Here is a 16190-nt window from a genome sequence, read left to right as displayed (position 1 = left end):
ATGAAGGGATCGTCAGAGACGACCACCACATCGTCGCCGACGCCCAGGAGGCCGCTCACGGGATCGCGGACATCCTGGTCATAGAGCAGGCGACCGGTCGCCGGGTCCAGGGCGTCCACCCAGCCGGGCGTCGCTGATGTGGGAGAGCTGCTCCCCCGTGTTTGCGTTCAGGGCGAAGACTTCTGCACGAGATTCTCCGTAACCGCTAGCCGCCCTCCGCTCACGGCCGAGCAGAATCACCTCGCCCGCGCGATCGACGACCTCGAGGTGAGAATCGCCCGGCGGCGGCACGGACCAGGTCCAGCGCGCGTGGCCCGTCGCCGGGTCGAGGCCCCGCACCTGGCCACCATCGACCAGCACGATCGGGTCCTGCACGGGGAGTTGACGCCAGCCCAACTCCGGTGTCACCGGAACGCGCCAGACCGGGCTGCCGTCGGCGATGCGCAGCGCGACCACGCTGTCGGGCTGGCCGACATCCACCAGCTCGGCGGACGCCGAGGCGGGACCCGTCGGCGGGACGAGGCGTCCACCCGGCCTGAACTCCCAGCGGGTCGAGCCTGACTGGGCGTCCTTGAGCGTGACCGCGCTCGATGTCCAGGCCCCGACCTGCGCTTCGGCCGGTTGCAGCCGGACAAGATGGTCAGAATCCCACTGCCACAACGACTTTCCCGTCTCAGCCGAGACCGCGATGGTGTTGTCCTGGCCCGCGACGACGAGAACATCACCCACAACGATGGGCGGCGCGATTCCCTGGCGCGGCGGAATCTCGACCTGCCACCTCGGGTGCCTAGTGACGGGATCGAGCCGAGTCAGTTGCGCTCGGTAGTGGAAGTCGCCGCACCCGCCTCCCGAGCCGTCACCGATCCCGTCGAACTCCTTGCCACTCAAGAGGTCGTGCGCTGCTCGGGCGCGACCCAGGCGAGCATGCCCACTCCCGCCACGATGGCGAGTGCCGCGATCAGCCAACGCAACCGATGCATCAGGCCCTCCGTCCGGCGGGCCGCCTGCCGAGCCACCTGGCCTGGCCACCGGCCCGTTGTGGGCGATTGTGCCGCGCGCGCTCGTTCGCCCGGTCGCGGTGGCGTAACGATTCATCGCCACGTCGCCCGCTCGCTCAGCGCTCGACGGTGACCGTGACGCGGCGGTTCAGCGCCTGCCCACGGGCATCGTCATTGCTCGCCACGGGGTCCTCCTCGCCATGCCCGCGCACGGTCAGGCGCGCCCCCGTTTCGAGGGCCGCCCGCAGTCGGTCAGCGACCGCCGCGGCTCGCTGGCGGGACAGCGTCAGGTTGTATGCCGCCTCCCCCACCGAATCGGTATAGCCGTCCACCCGCACCCGGGTGGCCCCCGCCGCCCGCAGCTTGCCAATGAGTTCGCCGATCGCCGCGTCCGCCGCCGGCGTGAGATCGGCGCTATCGAAGCGGAAGAGTAGGTCCGCATCCAGCCGGAACCGGCGGCCATCGAGGTCGGTGAGCGAGCCGTCGAGGTTGGCCGTCGGGAGGATGAGCCGCTGCACCTCGCCGCGGATCTCTAGCACGGGCAGGGTGGCCGGTGCGCCCGTGACGGGTATGCGGATGCTGTCGCTCTCGACCACGGCCGAGGCTCCCGCCGTCACCGACACCGCGCCGAATGCCGCGACCGGGCTGGCGGTGGCACGCGGAAGGGCTCCGATCCCGGCGACCGCCAGCGCAAGAACGAAGACCACGATTCGCCGGCCGCCCGGCGGATGAACAAGCCGGCAGAGCTCCCATACCGCAGCGACGGACTGGCCACGGTGCTGCAGTGCGCTCACGCCCGCGTCACCGGAACCTTGGCGAAGGTCCCGACCTTCGGGATGACGACATCAACGGTGGCGGTGCTGCTCGGCGGCGCGGCGAAGACGGCTTCCAGCACCACCTCCCCACCCGGCCCGATCATGTCAGCGCCCACGTGGGAGCTGCAGACGCACTCGCCGTCCTTGTCCCGCGCGACGAGATAGCGGCGCTTCGCGGCCGGGTCCAGGACATAGACACCGTCGACATTTGGATCGAATCCTCCGAGAGCTGTGTCCACAGCCGTCCCGTTGGGGTTTCCGGCATAGAAATACGTCCCCACGAACCAGCCGTCACTCGCATCACTGCGGGCGGTGAAGGTCACGGTCATCAGTTCGCCATTGACGACCACGGAGTTGAGGCTGACCTCCATCGACTCGCCAGTGGATTGCGGAGCCCCCTTGCGGGTCGCGATGACCGGCAGCGCGGTCGGGCTCGCCGTCGCGCCGGACGCGGTCGAGGACGGGCTTTCGCCGGCACTCGCATCGGGCGCGGTCGGCGTGGCGTCAGCGGTTGCGGCGCTCTGCGTGACGGTGACGGTCGGCTGTTCGGTGCCGGTGCACCCGGTGAGCGCGGCCGCGGCGGCGAGCGCGAGCGTCATACGCATCGCCGGGCGGCGGGCAGTGAATCGGACCATGAGGAGCCCCTTCGGGAAGAGTGGGCGGGCACCCCCTGCGGGCCCGCCTCCCGGCCGACGCTAGGGCCGGTTGCCGAATCGCGCATCCGCATACCCGGGTTATCCACAGGCACATAGCGCGCGGCCCAGGATCTCGTCGTCGATCCTGGGCCGCGGGGTCTAAGGGGGGCTACTCGGCAGCGTCCAGCCCGGCCGCTTCCGCGGCGATGGTGGTCGAATCGCCGTGGCCGGTCAGGACCACGGTCTCGGCGGGGAGGGTGAGCAGGGTGGCCCGGATCGACTCCAGGATCGTGTCCTTGTCGCTAAAGGAGCGGCCGGTCGCGCCCGGCCCGCCCTGGAAGAGGGTGTCTCCCGTGAAGACCAGGCCGAGGGACGGGGCATACAAACAGACCGCGCCGGGTGCGTGTCCGGGAGTATGCAGCACCTCCAGTGCCACATCTGCGACCACCAATTCCTCGCCATCGGCGAGCTGCTCGTCGGGCTCGGTCCCGGGGTATGTCAGCCCCCACAGCACCTGGTCGGCGGGGTGCAGCGCGATCGGGGCGCCGGTCGCCTCGCGGACGGCCGGGGCGGCGGTGATGTGGTCGTTGTGGGCGTGCGTGCACAAAACCGCGAGAACATCGCGGCCCGCGACAGCGGCCAGGATCGGCTCGGCCTGGTGGGCCGCGTCGATGACATAACAAGAGGTGTCGTCGCCGACGATCCAGACGTTGTTGTCGACCTCCCACTCCCCGCCGTCGAGGGCGAAGATGCCGCTGGTGATCACGCGCTCGACGCGGACGCCGCCAGGCGAGGTCGCGATGATGTCGGTGGTCACAGCTCGACCACCGAACGCAGCACCTCACCCTTGTGCATCTTCTCGAAGGCCGCCTCGATGTCGCCCAGGCCGATGCGCTCGGAGACGAACTGCTCCAGCGGGAAGCGGCCCTGCTCGTAGAGCGCGACGAGGGTGGGGAAGTCGCGGGTGGGGAGGCAATCGCCATACCAGCTGCTCTTGAGGGAGCCGCCGCGGCCGAAGATCTCGATGAGGGGCAATTCGAGCTTCAGGTCGGGGGTCGGCACGCCGACGAGGACGACGGTGCCGGCGAGGTCGCGGGCGAAGAAGGCCTGCTGATAGGTCTCCGGCCGGCCGACGGCTTCGACGACGACATCGGCGCCAAACGAGCCGGTGAGTTCACGGATCGCCTCGACCGCATCGACCTCGCGCGAGTTGATGGTGTGGGTGGCGCCGAATTGCTTGGCCCACTCCAGCTTTCGGTCATCGACGTCGACCGCGATGATCGTCGTCGCGCCGACGACCTTGGCGCCGGCGATCGCGGCATTGCCGACCCCGCCGCAGCCGATGACGGCGATCGAGTCGCCGAGCTTGACGCCGCCGGTGTTGACCGCCGCACCGAAGCCCGCCATCACGCCGCAACCGAGCAAACCGACAACGGCCGGGTCGGAGGTGGCGACCTTGGTGCACTGGCCGGCCGCGACGAGCGTCTTCTCGGCAAAGGCGCCGATGCCGAGGGCCGGGCTGAGCTCGGTGCCATCGGTGAGCGTCATCTTCTGGCGGGCGTTGTGGGTGTTGAAGCAGTACTGCGGCTTGCCCTTGTGGCAGGCGCGGCACTCACCGCAGACGGCGCGCCAGTTCAGGATGACGAAATCGCCGGGCGCCACCTCGGTCACGCCCTCGCCGACCGCCTCCACGACGCCTGCCGCCTCGTGGCCGAGCAGGAACGGGAAGTCGTCGTTGATGCCGCCCTCGCGATAGTGCAGGTCGGTGTGGCAGACCCCGCACGCCTGGACCGCGACGACCGCCTCGCCCGGACCGGGATCGGGGATGACGATGTCGAGCAGTTCGACCGGCGCACCCTTGGCGCGCGCGACGACACCCTTGACGGTCTGGGGCATGGAAACTCCTTCGTGGGGGACGGACGGCATACCTGCCCCCCACTGTCGATCCGGCAGCCGCGGGAGCGCAAGACCCGGCCCGCCACGGCATACGAAAGCCCAGGTGGGAGGGGGTGATGCGGACTTTCCTGTGCGGAAAGTCGACATATGCTTAGGCCCGTGCCCCACGCGCTTTTCGACCCCCTGATCCACGAGCCGACACGGCTGCAGCTGTGTGGGCTGCTCGTGGATGAGGAGGAGGTCGAGTTCGCGGCGCTACGCGAGCGGCTGGAGCTGGCCGAGTCCGCGCTGAGCAAGCATCTATCGGCGCTGCGGGCGGCTGGCTATGTCACGGTCGAGCGGCGCTTCGGCGCCGGGCACGGCCGGGCGTATGCCGCCCTCACCGACCGCGGCCGGCACGCCTTTTGCGGCCACGTGGCCGAGCTGCAGCGGCTGGCGCGGGTGGCCGCGCCGCGCGGGCGACGGCATACGGCTTGACCCTCACGCGACGTCAGCCCCCACGATGGCGGATATGACACGAAGCGAGGCCGAGGGGCTGACCGTCGGGCAGATTGCCGAGCGGTTCGGCGTCACGGTGCGCACGCTGCATCACTATGACGAGGTGGGCCTGCTGCGACCCAGCGAGCGGACGTATGCCGGATACCGGCTCTATGCGCCCGCGGACCAGGAGCGGCTCGCCACGATCGTCGTCTATCGCCGGCTCGGGTTCGGGCTGGAGGAGATCGCCGACCTGCTCGGCGGGGGTGACCTGCGGGCGCATCTGGAACGGCAACGCGACGCGGTCATGTCCAAGCTGGACGAGCTCACGCAGCTCGCCAGCGCGATCGAGCACGCCTTGGAGGCAGAGATGGGCAACCGGCCCGCAACAGACGCGGAAATGAAGGAATTGTTCGGCGACGGCTTCGATGAGTCGTATGCCGCGGAGGCCGAGCAGCGGTGGGGTGACACCGACGCCTGGGCGCAGTCGCGCGCCCGGACCTCGGGCTACACCAAGACGGATTGGGAGGCGGTGAAGGCCGAGACCGATGCCGTGAATGCGGCTTTCGTCGCGGCGCTGGTCGCCGGCGAGCCCGCCGATAGCGAGGCCGCCATGGCCGCCGCCGAGGCACATCGCCGCAGCATCCATGACCGCTTCTATGACGTGTCCTATGCGATGCATCGCGGCCTGGGCGATATGTACGTCGCGGACCCGAGGTTCACCAAGACGTATGACGACCTCGCCCCCGGCCTGGCGGCCTACGTCCGCGACGCCATCCACGCCAACGCCGCCCGCCGCGAGGCCTAGCCGCCCCGTGTAGGTTTCCCGCCCGATGCCGGAAACCCTTTGTTTGTGCCGGAAAGAATCTGACACAAACAAAGGGTTTGTGGCATCGGGCGGGATACCTACACCAGCGTCACCTGGGCAGGAGGAGGGCGGTGGCGAGGGCGGCGAGGCCCTCGCCGCGGCCGGTGAGGCCGAGGCCGTCGGTGGTCGTGCCGCTGAGGGCCACCGGAGCACCGGCGGCGGCGGACATCGCCGCCTGGGCCTCCTCGCGGCGGGTGCCGATCTTGGGCCGATTGCCGATCACCTGGACGGCGATATTGCCGATCTCGAAGCCCGCCTCGCGGACCACTCGGGCCGCCTCGGCGAGCAGCGTGGCGCCGGAGGCCCCGGCATACTCCGGGCGCGCGGTGCCGAAGTGCGCGCCGAGGTCACCGATCCCCGCCGCCGAAAAGAGGGCATCGCACGCGGCGTGGCAGGCGACGTCGGCGTCCGAATGCCCATCCAGGCCGCGCTCCCCCGGCCACAACAGGCCGCCGACCCACAACTCGCGCGGCGCATCCACCGGCGCGAACGCGTGCACATCCACCCCGATCCCGACCCGCGGAATCCCGCTGCCCAGCGCTGGGTTCATCCGCCTGCTCGCCCGTCGTCTGGCCTGACCATCTCGCCTTCCGCCGGGGCCCCGGCCGCGAGCGCCTGCTCGGCCCGGAGCAAGTCGTCGGCGGTCGTCACTTTGAAGGCGCGCGCGTCACCGGGCACGACCCGCACGGGTATGCCGCATGCCTCCGCCAGCGCCGCGTCATCGCTCGCGTGCACGCCGCTCGCGTGCGCCCGCTCCAGCGCGGACCGCGCGAAACCCTGGGGTGTCTGGATGGTGCGCAGGCTCGCCCGGTCCGGGGTATGCCGCACCAAGCCCTCCTCGTCGACCACCTTGACCGTGTCGATCGCCGGCAGGCCGGGGACCGCCGCCGGGTCACCTCCGCGCACTGCCGCGATCACGCGCTCGAAGACGGCAACCGGTGTAAAACACCGGGCGGCGTCGTGGACCAACACCACCTGGATGGCCGGGTCTAGCGCCGCCAGTCCGGCACGAACCGAATCAGACCGCTCGGCGCCCCCGGCCACCACGGCCACCGCGGGCCCGCCGGCCGGCACCTCGGCATACTCACCGGCCAGCGCCTCGGCATACGCCCCGGGCGCGACGACGACCACCTGGGCGACCCCCGGCACCGCGAGCGTCCCACGAATTGCCCAATCGACGATCCGCCGGCCGCGGACCTCGACAAAAGCCTTGGGCACCGCCGCCCCCAGCCGCGTCCCAGAGCCCGCCGCAACGACGACGACGCCGACACTGCCGAGGGCAGTGCCGGCGTCGGTCACGTGGTGATGAAGCGGGAAATCAGGAGGCGAGCACGCCGTCGAGGATCGACTCGGCGTTGACCTCGTCGGTCTTCTCCGCCAGGGCGAGCTCGGAAACCAGGATCTGGCGGGCCTTGGAGAGCATGCGCTTCTCGCCGGCCGACAGGCCCCGCTCCTTGTCGCGGCGCCACAGGTCACGCACGACCTCGGCGACCTTGATGACATCGCCGGAGGCGAGCTTCTCGAGGTTGGCCTTGTAACGGCGCGACCAGTTGGTCGGCTCCTCGGTGTACGGGGCGCGCAGGACCTCGAAGACGCGGTGCAGGCCCTCTTGGCCCACGACATCGCGCACACCGACGAGATCGCAGTTCTCGGCCGGCACCTCGATCGTCAGGTCCCCTTGGGCTACCTTGAGTTTGAGGTAGAGCTTCTCTTCGCCTCGGATGACGCGGGTCTTGATCTCTTCGATGAGTGCAGCCCCATGGTGCGGGTACACGACCGTCTCGCCGACCTTGAAAACCATATTTATGTGGCCCCTTTCGCAGCACCCAGAATATCACGAGGGCGACACGCGTGATCTGGCCGACAATCGCCGGACGGTCCCCTTACGGGGCCACCCCACGCAGCACGGACCTCAGCCGCTAGGCTGACCCCGTGACCGTCCCCACCGCATCGCGCCGCCTGCGCATCGTGAAGACCACCGCGGCCTTCGTGGCCGGTTCCACCCTGCTCGCGGGGTGCCAACTGATCTCGCCGCGACAGACCGATGAGATGTATGACGCGGGCGATGGTGTCTCGGTCAATGTCGGGCCGCTGCAATTGCGCAATGTCGTCCTCGTCAGCGACAAGCTCGGCGCCGCGGGCGTCGTCAGCGCCGCCGTCGGCAACCCCACGAGCGAGGACATCGCGCTGAGCGTCACCGGCGCCGGTGAGGGCAACTCCGCCCAGGTGACGATCCCCAAGAATTCGACCGTCAACCTCTCGGTGGACGGCAGCAAAGTCACCTTGGCCAAGGTTGATGCCGAGCCCGGGAGTATGACGCAGCTGACCTTCTCCTCCGCGCAAGCCGGCAACTCCCCCGTCGGGGTCCCGGTGGTCCCCGCCACTGGTTACTACGCCGATCTGACCCCCTGATCAACGCCCTTCCCGACGCCCGCTGATCCGGCTTTTAACGGATCGGCGCGCGGCCAACCGCCCCAGCCCGGCCGCGAACCGGAGCACACGGCATACTCAGGCCTCGAATTTGTAGCCCAACCCCCGCACGGTCAGGATGTGGACCGGCTCTTTGGGGGTTTCCTCGATCTTCTTGCGCAGCCGCTTGATGTGCACATCGAGGGTCTTGGTGTCACCGACATAGTCGCTGCCCCAGATCCGGTCGATCAGCTGGCCGCGCGTGAGCACCCGCCCGTTGTTGCGGACGAGGAACTCCAGCAGCTCGAACTCCTTGAGCGGCAACGCGATCGGCTCACCGTGCACGGTCACGACATGGCGCTCGACATCGATGGTGACCGGACCGGCACCGACCGAACTGGGCACCAATTCCTCCGGCTCGGCGCCGCGCCGCAGCACGGCCTTGATCCGAGCGAGCAGTTCGCGAGAGGAATAGGGCTTGGTGACATAGTCGTCCGCGCCCAACTCGAGCCCGACGACTTTGTCGATCTCGCTGTCCTTGGCCGTGAGCATGATGACCGGGACATTCGACTTTGCCCGCAGGCCACGGCAGACGTCGATGCCGCTCATGCCGGGCAGCATGACGTCCAGGAGCACCAGGTCGGCACCAGCGCGTTCGAAAGCCGCGAGACCGTCCGGTCCGGTCTCGGCGACGGTGACCTGATAACCCTCCTTGCGCAGCAGGTAGTTGAGGGGTTCGGAGTATGACGGCTCGTCCTCGACCACGAGGATGCGGGCGGCGCTCATGCGGCAGTTCCTTCGGTGAGGGGGGCGTGTTCGATGCCGGGCGGCGGGGGCGGGAGGGTGATGGTGAAGGTGGAGCCTTCCCCTTCACGACTCCATACGGTGACTTTGCCGCCGTGGTTGGCACAGATGTGTTTGACGATGGCCAGCCCGAGCCCGGTGCCGCCCGTGCTGCGCGAGCGGGCGGCGTCGACGCGATAGAAGCGCTCGAAGATCCGTTCTTGCTCGACCAGGGGTATGCCGGAGCCCCGGTCCGCGACCGTGATCTCGATCCCCTCGGGGCCGGCCGCGCCGCGCACCCCGACCTCGCTGCCCACCGGCGAATGCGCGATGGCATTGCCGATGAGATTGCGGACGGCGGTGACGAGCAGGCTCAGATCGCCATACGCGAGCAGGTCGGGATCGACGAGTTCGCGGATGCGGATCTCCTTGGCGGAGGACTCGACCGAGCTGAGGTCGACGGCCTCGCGGATGACATCCGCAACCCGGACCGAGGTGGGCCGCTGCATTCCGTCGGCGGACTGCAGGCGGGACAGGTCGACGATTTCCTTGATGAGTTTGCCGAGCCGCGCGGACTCCAATTGCATCCGGGAGGCGAACAAGTCGATGGCCTCTGGATCGTCCTTGGCGTCGGCGATCGCTTCCGCGAGCAGTGACAGGCCGCCGACCGGGGTCTTGAGCTCGTGCGAGACGTTGACGACGAAATCCCGGCGGACCTCTTCGACGCGATGCGCCGTGGTGCGGTCCTCGACCAGCAGCAGGACGTGAGCGTCCAGGAGCGGGGCGACCCGCACGTGCACCCACGCCGGCGGACGGCCGGGGACAGCGATTTCCAACTCCGATTCGCGGATTTCGCCATCGCGTTGGACCTGGCGAGCCAGGTCCAGCAGGGCCGGTTGGACGAGGCGGTCACCGGCAACCAGGCCGAGGGCCACGGCATTCGGGCTGGTGTTGAGCACATGCTCGCCGCGATCAAGGATGACCGCGCTGGAGCGCAGCACCGCCAGCACCGCCGAGGCCCCTTCGGGCAACGGAGGACGCACGGCGGGCGCGCCGGCGCGGCGCTCGGAACGCTCGGAGGCGACCACCGCGAAGACCGACATCGACCCGAGGAGGACGCCCGCAAGCCCGCCGAGCAGGGCAGCATTGGTGGGGTCCACAGACAAGAGATTACGGTCTTGCCGAGGCAGCCTCTGCCCGAGGCGGGTCGCGCCGACAACCGTCCCCGCACTCGGCTCTCGCCGTTCACCTGCGGGCCGGACGGCGTTCACCCGGCTTTGTTGCCATTCTCGTGGAACGCCCTGCCGACGTTCCGCCCGTTGACGAAGGAAGACGATGCGCACCGCATACCACGAGGATCTGCGACGGATCAGCGACCAGCTGGTCGAGATGACGCGGCTCGCCGGCTCGGCGATGTCGCGGGCGAGCACGGCGCTGCTGGACGCCGATGTCCGGCTCGCAGAGACGGTCATCACGGCCGACCACGAGATCGACGCGAACCGCGAGGCCCTCGACAACCTCGCGATCGATTTGTTGGCGCGGCAGAACCCGGTTGCCACCGATCTGCGCACGGTCGTCACCGCGATGCGGATGAGCGCGGATCTGGAGCGGATGGGTGACCTGGCCCGGCATGTCGCCAAGGTGGCCCGCCTGCGCTATCCCGACTCCGCCGTGCCTGCGGAGCTTCGCGGCACCATCGTGCAGATGAGCCAGGTCGCGAGCCGGATCGTCGCCAAGGCCGGGTCCGTGATCGCCTCCCGGGATCTCGCCGAGGCCGCCAGCCTGGAGCGCGACGACGATGCGATGGACGATCTGCACCGCGAACTTTTTGCGCGCCTGGCCGATCCGGACTTCAACCACGGCACGCAGACCGCCGTCGACCTGACCCTGGTCGGGCGCTATTACGAGCGCTTCGCCGACCACGCCGTCTCCGTCGCCCGCCGCGTGACCTTCCTGGTCACCGGCGACTACGACACGGTGGTCGACCGCGAGGACGAAGAGGACGCCGTCCTTACCTCCTGAGCCCCCTGTAGGTTTCCCGCCCGGTGCCGGAAACCCTTTGTGCCGGAAAGCTTCTGACACGAACAAAGGGTTTTGTCTCCCACACCAGGCACGCGTATGACGAGGCGCGGCCCGCGCGGCCGGGCGCCTCGTCATACCCGGGGCTCCTCCAAAGCCAAAGAAGAAAAGTCTGCGAGGCTCTCAACCTGCTGGCGCTCGACGGCGGCGTTGCCACCGATGCTCGTCGTCGCCGTCACCGCGCCGTATGCCGCCATGCTGATCATGACGTACATGGCGACGTTGCCGTTGCCGATCGTCTCGTCCTTGGCCGCGACGGTGGCGCCGAAGATGAGGGAGAAGAAGCTCGGCAGGACGGCGGTGAAGAACATCCCGGCCCAGTCGCGGGTGATCCGGCGCATCTCGAGCAGCGTGAAGGTGGCGTTCATCGGACGAGCTCCTCGTCGGGGGTCGTGGCCGAGCGGCCGGGGGTCGTGGCGGAGCGGCCGGGGGTCGTGGCCGAGCGGCCGGGGGTCGTGGCCGGACCGCCGGGGGCGTGGTCGTGGGTGTCGCCGGTCAGGGCCATGAAGGCCTGCTCGAGGCCGGCGGTGACGATCTCGAGGTCGGTGCCGCCGAGCTCGAGCAGGAGCAGCCGCGCGACGGCGTCGGAGTCGGCGGCCGAGACGACGACGCGCGAGCCGCGCTCCTCGACGTCGCGGACGCCCTCGACGCGGCGCAGCGCCGCCACCGACTCGCCGAAGGAGCCGGCGGGGAGCGTGGCCGAGACGGTGCGGCCGCTCGCCTGCGAGCGGATCTCGGCCGTCGTGCCGTCGGCGACGATGCGGCCGCCGGCGACGAGGACGATGCGGTCGGCGAAGGCGTCGGCCTCCTCGAGGTAGTGCGTGGCGAAGACGACGGTGCGTCCCGCGCTCGCGTCGGCGTGCATCGTGTCCCAGAAGTCGCGCCGGGCCGTGACGTCCATGCCAGCCGTCGGCTCGTCGAGGACGAGCAGGCGGGGGTCGGGGAGCAGCGCGAGCGCGAAGCGCAGCCGCTGCTGCTCGCCGCCCGAGCACTTGGACACCCGGCGGTCGGCGAGCGTCCTCAGCCCGGCGCGGTCGATGACCTCGTCGACGGGGGTGTGGGAGGCGTACGTCGAGGCGATCATCCGCACCGTCTCGCGGACGGTGAGGTCGCGCAGGAGCCCGCCGGTCTGAAGCACCGCGGAGACGGCGCCGGAGACGACGGCCTCGCGGGGACGGCGCGGCGCGGCAGCCGCAGGCGTCACGTCCTGCCCGTGACAGGTGTCACGGGCGGCGCCGACCCGACAGACTGTGGCCATGGCCGACTTCGAGGTGCATCTCGACTCCCCGCTGCCCGCCCCCGAGGCGTGGCGGCGCATCCTCGACCTCACGGCGCACACCGCCGTCATCCCGCTGACGACCGTGACCGGTCAGGCCATGACGGCCGCCGAGCTCGTCGCCGGGTCGCGGTTCGTCGCCCGCACCGGCGTGGGGCCGGTGGGCTTCGACGACGTCATGGTCGTCGACGCCATCGAGGCGCCGACCGAGGCGTCGGCCGGGAGCGCGCGGATCCACAAGGAGGGCACGGTGGTCCGTGGTCGGATCGACCTGCTCGTCACCCCCACGGCCACGGGGTCGACCGTCGCCTGGTCGCAGCGCATCGGGGTGCGCGGGGTGCCCGCCCTCCTCGACCCGGTCGTCGCCAAGGTGGCCGGGGCGGCCTACGGCTCGACCCTCCGCAAGCTCCTGGCCCGCGGCTGACGGCGCCCCAGCCCCGCCGTCAGCGCCAGCCGAGCTCGGGGGCCACGTGGGTCAGGAGGCTCTCGATGACGTGGGCGTTGTAGTCGACGCCGAGCTGGTTGGGCACGGTGAGCAGGAGCGTGTCCGCGGCGGCGATCGCCTCGTCCTCGGCGAGGTCACGGACGAGCTGGTCGGGCTCGCCGGCATACGTCTTGCCGAAGCGCGCCGTCCCGCCGGCGATGTGGCCGACCTGGTCCTGGCTGCCCGCCTCGCGCCCGAAGTACGCGCGGTCCGTGTCCGACACGATGGGGAAGACGCTGCGGCTCACCGACACCCGCGGCTCGCGCTCGTGCCCGGCGGCCTTCCACGCGTCGCGGAACCGCTGGATCTGCTCGGCCTGGAGGCGGTGGAACGGGACGCCGGTGTCCTCGGTGAGCAGCGTCGAGCTCATGAGGTTCATCCCCTGCTCGGCCGTCCACTCCGCGGTGGCGCGAGTGCCGGCACCCCACCAGATGCGGTCGCGCAGGCCGGGCGAGTGCGGCTCGATGCGCAGCAGGCCGGGCGAGTGCGGCTCGATGCGCAGCAGGCCGGGCGGGTTGGGGAACATCGGGCGCGGGTTCGGCTCGGCGAAGCCGCGTCCGGTCAGGACGCTGAGGAGGACCTCGGTGTGCTGCCGGGCCATCGCGGCGTGGTCGCCGTCGGTGGGCTCGTAGCCGAAGTAGCGGTAGCCGTCGACGACCTGCTCGGGTGACCCACGGCTGATGCCGAGCTGGAGCCGGCCGGCGGATGAGGTCGGCGGAGCCGGCGTCCTCGGCCATGTAGAGCGGGTTCTCGTAGCGCATGTCGATGACGCCGGTCCCGATCTCGATCCGGCTCGTGCGCGCACCGACCGCGGCCAGCAGGGGGAACGGCGAGGCGAGCTGCCGGGCGAAGTGGTGGACGCGGAAGTACGCGCCGTCGGCCCCGAGCTCCTCCGCCGCGACGGCGAGGTCGATCGACTGGAGCAGGACGTCCTGCGCCGACCGCGCCTGCGAGTGCGGCGAGGGGTTCCAGTGCCCGAGCGAGAGGAATCCGATCTTCTTCACGTGCGGTCAACACCGGGCGGGGCTCCGCTCTTCCCGCCGGCCGCAGTCCCTCGGACAATCCGGAAACCCTTGTGGCGCCGAACGACCCCCATGACGCGCCGACGACTTGCCCTCAGCGGGATCCTCGCCGCGATAGCCGGGATCGCCGCCGGTCACCTCGTGGCAGGCTTCCTCGCCCCTGCATCCTCGCCGGTGCTCGCCATCGGGTCGACGGTGATCGACCTGACCCCCACCCCCGTCAAGGAGTGGGGGATCGCGACCTTCGGCACCAACGACAAGCTGATCCTCCAGGGCTCGGTGCTCGTCGTGACGCTCGCGCTCGCGGCCGTCGCCGGCCTCCTCGCCCGCCGACGTATGCCGCTCGCCGTCGGGTTCATCGTGCTGCTCACCGGCCTTGCCGGTGCCGCCGCGCTGCTCCGGCCCACGGCCCGCCCGCTCGACGCCCTGCCCGCGCTCGCCGCGATGGCCGCCGGGGTGGCGACGCTCGTCTGGCTCGTCCGTCTCGCCCGCCGTGCGTCCGGCGAGGCCGTGGCCAGGAACGACGAGGCGACCGTCGACGGCCCGCGCGGCTCGAAGATGACCCCCGCCGCCGACCCCAACGACCCGACCGCCCGGCCCGGCACCGGCCGTCGCGGCTTCATCGGCGGGGCGCTCGGCGTCACGGCGCTCTCGGTGCTCGCCGCCGTCGGTGGCCAGCTGCGCAGCGGGGCCCAGACCATCAAGAAGATCGTGCTGCCGGCCGCTGCCGACAAGGCCAAGCCGCTGCCGACCGGCCTCGAGGGCACCGTGCCCGGCATCTCGCCGCTGCGGACCCCGACCGACAAGTTCTACCGCGTCGACACCAACCTCACCGTCCCCAAGGTCGACGTCGACACGTGGACGCTCGAGATCGACGGCATGGTCGAGAAGCCCTTCACGATGACCTTCGCCGAGCTCTCCGAGATGCCCCTCATCGAGCGCGACATCACCATGACGTGCGTCTCCAACGAGGTGGGCGGCGGCTACATCGGCGCCGCGCGCTGGCTCGGCGTCCGCCTGACCGACGTCCTCGACCGCGCCGGCATCACCGGCAGCCCGGACCAGGTGCTCAGCACGGCCGTCGAAGGCTTCACCATCAGCACCCCGCTCGCCGTCGTCCGCGACGGGCGCGACGCGATGATCGCCATCGGCATGAACGGCGCCCAGCTCACCGACACCCACGGCTTCCCCGCGCGACTCATCACGCCCGGCCTCTACGGCTTCGTCGGCGCCACGAAGTGGCTCACCAAGCTCACCCTGACGACGTATGCCGCCGAGCAGTCCTACTGGACGAAGCGGCAGTGGGCGACGGACGCCCCGATCAAGACGAGCGCCCGCATCGACACCCCGGAGCCGCTCTCGACGATCAAGGCGGGGATGACCGCCATCGGCGGCGTCGCCTGGGCCCAGCACCGCGGCGTCGGCAAGGTCGAGGTCAAGATCGACGACGGCGACTGGCAGGAGACCAAGCTCGGCCCGGACGTCAACATCGACTACTGGCGCCAGTGGTACCTCCCGTGGGACGCCAAGCCCGGCCTGCACCGCATCGCCGTCCGCGCCGTCGACCGCCAGGGGCGCGCCCAGATCACCGAACGCGCCACGCCCTTCCCCAGCGGGTCGAGCGGCATCCAGGAGGTGGTGGTGACCGTCGCGTGATCCCGGCCGTCGAAATCTCCTCGAAAAAACTTCTCCGACAAGCAATCCGGAGCCACAGCAGCTCCGAATCCCACATGACCGTGCACCACACAGCCACAAGGAGTGACTGACATGAAGACCATCAAGACCCGCACCGGCCTCGTCGCCCTCGCGATCGCCCTGCCCCTGAGCCTCGCCGCCTGCGGCAGCTCCAGCGACAACACCACGTCGCCCGGCGCCGGCAGCACGCCCGCCGCGACGTCGTCCGACTCGATGACGAGCAGCACCCCGTCCGACACGATGACCTCCTCCGAGTCGATGGACGCCGCTGCGGCCGTCTTCGGCGAGGGTTGCGCCGCCGTGCCGAAGGACGGCGCCGGCTCGTTCAACGGCATGGCCACCGCGCCCGTCGCGACCGCCGCGAGCGCCAACCCGCTGCTCTCGACGCTCGTCACCGCCGTCAAGACCGCCGGTCTCGTCGACACCCTGAACTCGGCTCCCGAGATCACCGTCTTCGCGCCCGTCAACGACGCGTTCGCCAAGATCCCGGCCGCCGACCTCAAGAAGGTCCTCGCCGACAAGCCGACCCTGACGAAGATCCTCACCAACCACGTCGTGGCCGGCAAGCTCTCCCCGGAGCAGCTCGCGGGTGACCACAAGACCCTCGCCGGCACGACCATCACGGTCAAGGGCTCGGGCGAGAACTTCACGGTCGGCAAGGCCGACGCCAAGGTCATCTGCGGCAACGTCCCGACCGCCAACGCCACGGTGTACATCATCGACGGCGTGCTGATGCCCTGATCGTCTCCCGAC

Annotated in this window: 19 protein-coding genes and 1 pseudogene; 7 read left to right on the top strand and 13 right to left on the bottom strand. The window is 70.2% G+C overall.

Annotated features, from left to right (window positions below; translation table 11 throughout):
- Nucleotides 1-78: 78 nt before the first annotated feature.
- From ABD225_RS14720 to ABD225_RS14700, 5 genes are all read right to left on the bottom strand, one after another.
- A complete protein-coding gene (locus ABD225_RS14720; RefSeq protein WP_344087034.1) occupies nucleotides 79-888 on the bottom strand; it encodes an outer membrane protein assembly factor BamB family protein in 810 nt (269 codons plus the stop codon).
- Nucleotides 889-1114: 226 nt separating this feature from the next.
- Nucleotides 1115-1792, bottom strand: coding sequence for an OmpA family protein (locus tag ABD225_RS14715; RefSeq protein WP_344087031.1), 678 nt, complete (start codon nucleotides 1790-1792; stop codon nucleotides 1115-1117).
- Nucleotides 1789-2448 carry a hypothetical protein gene (locus ABD225_RS14710; RefSeq protein WP_344087029.1) on the bottom strand — a complete coding sequence of 220 codons (660 nt, stop codon included), beginning with the start codon at nucleotides 2446-2448 and terminating at the stop codon, nucleotides 1789-1791. The genes ABD225_RS14715 and ABD225_RS14710 overlap by 4 nt, the downstream gene beginning before the upstream one ends.
- A gap of 169 nt (nucleotides 2449-2617) precedes the next feature.
- Nucleotides 2618-3265 carry an MBL fold metallo-hydrolase gene (locus ABD225_RS14705; protein WP_344087026.1) on the bottom strand — a complete coding sequence of 216 codons (648 nt, stop codon included), beginning with the start codon at nucleotides 3263-3265 and terminating at the stop codon, nucleotides 2618-2620.
- Nucleotides 3262-4344: an S-(hydroxymethyl)mycothiol dehydrogenase gene (locus tag ABD225_RS14700; RefSeq protein WP_344087023.1), complete on the bottom strand. Its 1083-nt coding sequence runs from the start codon at nucleotides 4342-4344 to the stop codon at nucleotides 3262-3264. Before ABD225_RS14700 ends, ABD225_RS14705 begins: the two co-directional genes overlap by 4 nt.
- Nucleotides 4345-4503: 159 nt before the next feature.
- On the opposite strand from ABD225_RS14700, the gene ABD225_RS14695 reads away from it, so the two are divergent.
- Nucleotides 4504-4821, top strand: a complete 318-nt coding sequence (locus ABD225_RS14695) for a transcriptional regulator (RefSeq protein WP_344087020.1) — start codon at nucleotides 4504-4506, stop codon at nucleotides 4819-4821.
- A 25-nt stretch (nucleotides 4822-4846) separates the two neighbouring features.
- Nucleotides 4847-5629, top strand: a complete 783-nt coding sequence (locus tag ABD225_RS14690; protein ID WP_425564455.1) for a MerR family transcriptional regulator — start codon at nucleotides 4847-4849, stop codon at nucleotides 5627-5629.
- Between the two features lie 109 nt (nucleotides 5630-5738).
- Here the strand turns inward: ABD225_RS14690 and ispF are convergent, their stop codons facing one another.
- The 3 genes from ispF to ABD225_RS14675 are packed head-to-tail and all read right to left on the bottom strand — an operon-like array spanning nucleotide 5739 to nucleotide 7490.
- Nucleotides 5739-6239: a 2-C-methyl-D-erythritol 2,4-cyclodiphosphate synthase gene (ispF, locus tag ABD225_RS14685; protein WP_344087014.1), complete on the bottom strand. Its 501-nt coding sequence runs from the start codon at nucleotides 6237-6239 to the stop codon at nucleotides 5739-5741.
- Nucleotides 6236-6988: a 2-C-methyl-D-erythritol 4-phosphate cytidylyltransferase gene (gene ispD, locus ABD225_RS14680; RefSeq protein WP_344087011.1), complete on the bottom strand. Its 753-nt coding sequence runs from the start codon at nucleotides 6986-6988 to the stop codon at nucleotides 6236-6238. The genes ispF and ispD overlap by 4 nt, the downstream gene beginning before the upstream one ends.
- Nucleotides 6989-7007: 19 nt before the next feature.
- Nucleotides 7008-7490 (bottom strand): CarD family transcriptional regulator, encoded by a 483-nt coding sequence (locus tag ABD225_RS14675; RefSeq protein ID WP_344087008.1) that lies wholly within the window; start codon nucleotides 7488-7490, stop codon nucleotides 7008-7010.
- A gap of 131 nt (nucleotides 7491-7621) precedes the next feature.
- Here ABD225_RS14675 and ABD225_RS14670 point away from each other — a divergent pair, with 131 nt between their 5' ends.
- A complete protein-coding gene (locus ABD225_RS14670; protein WP_344087005.1) occupies nucleotides 7622-8101 on the top strand; it encodes a hypothetical protein in 480 nt (159 codons plus the stop codon).
- Nucleotides 8102-8197: 96 nt separating this feature from the next.
- On the opposite strand, the gene ABD225_RS14665 is transcribed toward ABD225_RS14670, so the two are convergent.
- On the bottom strand, nucleotides 8198-8884 hold the full coding sequence (locus ABD225_RS14665) for a winged helix-turn-helix domain-containing protein (RefSeq protein ID WP_344087002.1): 687 nt from the start codon (nucleotides 8882-8884) through the stop codon (nucleotides 8198-8200).
- On the bottom strand, nucleotides 8881-10041 hold the full coding sequence (locus ABD225_RS14660) for a sensor histidine kinase (protein ID WP_344087106.1): 1161 nt from the start codon (nucleotides 10039-10041) through the stop codon (nucleotides 8881-8883). The genes ABD225_RS14665 and ABD225_RS14660 overlap by 4 nt, the downstream gene beginning before the upstream one ends.
- 175 nt (nucleotides 10042-10216) lie before the next feature.
- Here ABD225_RS14660 and phoU point away from each other — a divergent pair, with 175 nt between their 5' ends.
- On the top strand, nucleotides 10217-10903 hold the full coding sequence (phoU, locus tag ABD225_RS14655) for a phosphate signaling complex protein PhoU (RefSeq protein ID WP_344086999.1): 687 nt from the start codon (nucleotides 10217-10219) through the stop codon (nucleotides 10901-10903).
- Nucleotides 10904-11034: 131 nt separating this feature from the next.
- Here phoU and ABD225_RS14650 read toward each other — a convergent pair whose 3' ends face one another.
- Nucleotides 11035-11328 carry a hypothetical protein gene (locus ABD225_RS14650; RefSeq protein WP_344086996.1) on the bottom strand — a complete coding sequence of 98 codons (294 nt, stop codon included), beginning with the start codon at nucleotides 11326-11328 and terminating at the stop codon, nucleotides 11035-11037.
- The gene (locus ABD225_RS14645) at nucleotides 11325-12218 is read right to left on the bottom strand and encodes an ATP-binding cassette domain-containing protein (protein WP_344086993.1); all 894 of its coding nucleotides are present in this window, start codon (nucleotides 12216-12218) and stop codon (nucleotides 11325-11327) included. Before ABD225_RS14645 ends, ABD225_RS14650 begins: the two co-directional genes overlap by 4 nt.
- Here ABD225_RS14645 and ABD225_RS14640 point away from each other — a divergent pair.
- Entirely contained in the window at nucleotides 12217-12660 is a 444-nt protein-coding gene (locus ABD225_RS14640) for a hypothetical protein (protein ID WP_048548021.1), read from the top strand. The genes ABD225_RS14645 and ABD225_RS14640 overlap by 2 nt on opposite strands.
- A 19-nt stretch (nucleotides 12661-12679) precedes the next feature.
- Here ABD225_RS14640 and ABD225_RS14635 read toward each other — a convergent pair.
- Nucleotides 12680-13724: pseudogene (locus tag ABD225_RS14635) on the bottom strand (LLM class flavin-dependent oxidoreductase).
- A gap of 90 nt (nucleotides 13725-13814) precedes the next feature.
- Here ABD225_RS14635 and ABD225_RS14630 point away from each other — a divergent pair.
- Both ABD225_RS14630 and ABD225_RS14625 read left to right on the top strand, forming a co-directional pair.
- On the top strand, nucleotides 13815-15398 hold the full coding sequence (locus tag ABD225_RS14630; protein ID WP_344086987.1) for a molybdopterin-dependent oxidoreductase: 1584 nt from the start codon (nucleotides 13815-13817) through the stop codon (nucleotides 15396-15398).
- A 111-nt stretch (nucleotides 15399-15509) separates the two neighbouring features.
- Nucleotides 15510-16178: a fasciclin domain-containing protein gene (locus tag ABD225_RS14625; protein ID WP_344086985.1), complete on the top strand. Its 669-nt coding sequence runs from the start codon at nucleotides 15510-15512 to the stop codon at nucleotides 16176-16178.
- Nucleotides 16179-16190: the final 12 nt, after the last annotated feature.

This window comes from Nostocoides veronense, assembly GCF_039531185.1.
In the GTDB taxonomy this organism is placed as follows: Bacteria; Actinomycetota; Actinomycetes; order Actinomycetales; family Dermatophilaceae; genus Nostocoides_A; species Nostocoides_A veronense.
This window is presented reverse-complemented; position numbering and strand designations above follow the sequence as displayed.

Bases quoted from the DNA above. Each gene is read 5' to 3' on its own strand.
- ABD225_RS14640 (WP_048548021.1), top strand. From the start codon at position 12,217: ATGGCCGACTTCGAGGTGCATCTCGACTCCCCGCTGCCCGCCCCCGAG.
- ABD225_RS14700 (WP_344087023.1), bottom strand. From the start codon at position 4,344: ATGCCCCAGACCGTCAAGGGTGTCGTCGCGCGCGCCAAGGGTGCGCCG.
- ispF (WP_344087014.1), bottom strand. From the start codon at position 6,239: ATGAACCCAGCGCTGGGCAGCGGGATTCCGCGGGTCGGGATCGGGGTG.
- ABD225_RS14690 (WP_425564455.1), top strand. From the start codon at position 4,847: ATGGCGGATATGACACGAAGCGAGGCCGAGGGGCTGACCGTCGGGCAG.
- ABD225_RS14630 (WP_344086987.1), top strand. From the start codon at position 13,815: ATGACGCGCCGACGACTTGCCCTCAGCGGGATCCTCGCCGCGATAGCC.
- phoU (WP_344086999.1), top strand. From the start codon at position 10,217: ATGCGCACCGCATACCACGAGGATCTGCGACGGATCAGCGACCAGCTG.
- ABD225_RS14645 (WP_344086993.1), bottom strand. From the start codon at position 12,218: ATGGCCACAGTCTGTCGGGTCGGCGCCGCCCGTGACACCTGTCACGGG.
- ABD225_RS14625 (WP_344086985.1), top strand. From the start codon at position 15,510: ATGAAGACCATCAAGACCCGCACCGGCCTCGTCGCCCTCGCGATCGCC.
- ABD225_RS14675 (WP_344087008.1), bottom strand. From the start codon at position 7,490: ATGGTTTTCAAGGTCGGCGAGACGGTCGTGTACCCGCACCATGGGGCT.
- ABD225_RS14710 (WP_344087029.1), bottom strand. From the start codon at position 2,448: ATGGTCCGATTCACTGCCCGCCGCCCGGCGATGCGTATGACGCTCGCG.
- ABD225_RS14650 (WP_344086996.1), bottom strand. From the start codon at position 11,328: ATGAACGCCACCTTCACGCTGCTCGAGATGCGCCGGATCACCCGCGAC.
- ABD225_RS14665 (WP_344087002.1), bottom strand. From the start codon at position 8,884: ATGAGCGCCGCCCGCATCCTCGTGGTCGAGGACGAGCCGTCATACTCC.